The 2,416-nt window shown below is 67.8% G+C and carries 3 protein-coding genes; 2 read left to right on the top strand and 1 reads right to left on the bottom strand.

What is annotated here, in order from left to right; all coding sequences use genetic code 11:
- Positions 1-55: 55 nt before the first annotated feature.
- On the bottom strand, positions 56-343 hold the full coding sequence (locus AB1824_13525) for a co-chaperone GroES (GenBank protein ID MEW5765979.1): 288 nt from the start codon (positions 341-343) through the stop codon (positions 56-58).
- 173 nt (positions 344-516) lie between these two features.
- Here AB1824_13525 and AB1824_13520 point away from each other — a divergent pair, with 173 nt between their 5' ends.
- Complete coding sequence (locus AB1824_13520) at positions 517-1,398, top strand: nitrilase-related carbon-nitrogen hydrolase (protein MEW5765978.1); 882 nt, start codon at positions 517-519, stop codon at positions 1,396-1,398.
- Positions 1,395-2,228 (top strand): NAD+ synthase, encoded by an 834-nt coding sequence (locus AB1824_13515; GenBank protein MEW5765977.1) that lies wholly within the window; start codon positions 1,395-1,397, stop codon positions 2,226-2,228. Before AB1824_13520 ends, AB1824_13515 begins: the two co-directional genes overlap by 4 nt.
- The last annotated feature ends 188 nt before the right edge of the window (positions 2,229-2,416 follow it).

The raw sequence follows: 2,416 nt of genomic DNA, 5'->3' as shown, positions 1-2,416 counted from the left end.
ACTGGGTCGAATAGATGATTTCTTTCGCCATGGTACTGCCTCCGTCTCTCGACTCTTATTCCACGATGCCCAGGATCTCGTCCTCGCGGACGACCACGTGTTCCACGTCGTCGATCTTGATCTCGGTGCCGGCGTACTTGCCCACGAGAACCTTGTCGCCGGCTTTCACGGACATGGGCATGCGCTTGCCCTGGTCATCCAGGCGCCCGGGACCGGCGGAGATGACCTCGCCTTCCATGGGCTTCTCCTTGGCCGTGTCGGGGATGATGATGCCTCCGCGAACCATCTCCTTGGCTTCCAGGCGCTTGATCAGAACCCGGTCATGCAGCGGTTTCACCTTCATGGCAATGCCTCCTCCGTCGTCAGAGTGGTTTAGCAACAGTCGCCTCAGATTGCTAATTATATAATCTGACTAGAGCCTTGTCAAGTATCCTTAGCCTCTTGTTAGAGAGGGGTTTGCACCCCCTCCGGTTGCCCCCGGGGGGTCCCTTTCGTATACTCGGCGAGGAGGCAGCCGTGGAACCTTCGGTCCGTTGCGCCCTGGTCCAGATGGCCCCCGCCCTCGGGCTCCTGCGGTCCAACCTGGAGCGCCACCTCGAATGGCTCCAGACCCCCGAGGCCCGGCAGGCCGACCTGGTGGTCTTTCCCGAACTGTCCCTTACGGGGTACCTCCTCCAGGACCTCGTGGCGGAGGTGGCCCTTCCCGTGACCGAAGGGGGGTTCCTGAAGCCCCTGGTGGAGGCCAGCCGGGAGCGGGACGTGGTGGTCGGGCTCGTGGAGCAGAGCCCCCAGTTCCTCTTCCACAACACCGCCCTCTATCTCTCGGGGGGGCGGATCCTGCACGCCCATCGCAAGGTCTACCTCCCGACCTACGGCATGTTCGACGAGGGCCGGTATTTCGCCCCCGGGGCCTCCTTCGAAGCCTTCGAGACCCGCTTCGGGCGCATGGGCCTCCTGATCTGCGAGGACGCCTGGCACCTTTCGGCGCCCTACCTCCTGGCCCTCCAAGGGGCCCACACCCTCCTGGTGACGGCGGGGAGCCCCGGGAGGGGCCTGGCCGTGAGCGGGAGCGAGGCCGCCTCGGTGCGCACCTGGGAGCGGGTGGGCCAGACCCTGAGCCAGTTCCTCACGACGCACTGGGTCTACGTGAACCGGGTGGGGTACGAGGACGGGCTGGCCTTCGCCGGGGGCTCCTACGTCTCCGATCCCTTCGGCGACCTGCTCCTCGACGGCGACGAGAACCGGGAGGCCGTCTACCGGGCCGACCTGGACCTGGGCCGGGTGCGGCGGGCCCGCACCCTCACGCCCCTCTTGCGGGACGAAAAGCCCGAACTCGTCCTGAGGCACCTCGAACGTCTGGTGAGCCGGGCCGGCGCCCCGGATCGGAGCGGCCCATGAACCGGCCCTATCCCCCTCCCGTCCACGCGGACCTCGCCCTTTCCATCACCCAGCGCTTCCTCGAGGAGGAACTCCGCAAGACCGGCTTCCGGCGCTTCGTGGTGGGGCTCTCGGGCGGGGTGGATTCGGCCCTCTCCTGCGCCCTGGCGGTCCGGGCCGTGGGGCCCGAGGCCGTGCTCGCCGTCAAGATGCCCTACCGCACCAGCGACCCCCGCTCCGAGCAGGACGCCGACTCGGTCCTGTCGCTCCTCGGCGTGCCCTCCGAGCGGGTGGACATCACCCCCATGGTGGACGCCTACTTCGCGGGTCGGGACGAGGCCACGCCCCTGCGGCGCGGGAACCACATGGCCCGGACGCGCATGGCCGTCCTCTTCGACCTCTCGGCCCGCGAGCGGGCCCTCGTGCTGGGGACCTCCAACAAGACCGAACTCCTCCTGGGCTACGGCACCTGGTACGGGGACATGGCCTCCTCCCTCAACCCCATCGGGGACCTGTACAAGACCCAGGTGTGGCAGTTGGCGCGCCACCTCGGCCTGCCCGACCCGGTGGTGACCAAGGCCCCGTCGGCGGACCTCTGGAAGGGCCAGACCGACGAGGCCGAGATGGGCCTGACCTACGCCGAGGCCGACGCCATCCTCTACCTTCTCGTGGACGAGCGCTGCACCATGGAGGAGACGGCCTCCGCGGCGGGCGTCCCCCTCGACCGCGTCGCCAAGGTGCTCCGCATGATCGAGGCCAGCCAGTTCAAGCGCCGCCTGCCCGTCATCTGCAAGCTCTCCCACCGCACCATCGGCATCGACTTCCGCTACCCCCGCGACTGGGGCAGGTAGCGCCGCCACTCCCAAATCCCAAATCCCAAATCTCAAATCTCAAATCCCAATTTCCCAATACCCTTCTCCCCATCCGGCCCGGCGCCTTCGGCGCCTCCTCCGGGGCTCGGCCATTCCGTCGAAGCGCACGCGCTTCTCCGCCCCGGCCCTTCGCCCCGTCCGCCCTTCGGGCGGGCCGGATTCTTCGG

This window comes from Acidobacteriota bacterium (genome assembly GCA_040752915.1).
Classification (GTDB): Bacteria; Acidobacteriota; UBA4820; order UBA4820; family DSQY01; genus JBFLVU01.
Note: the sequence above shows the minus strand (reverse complement) of the source record. Positions and strands in the feature narration are given on the sequence as shown.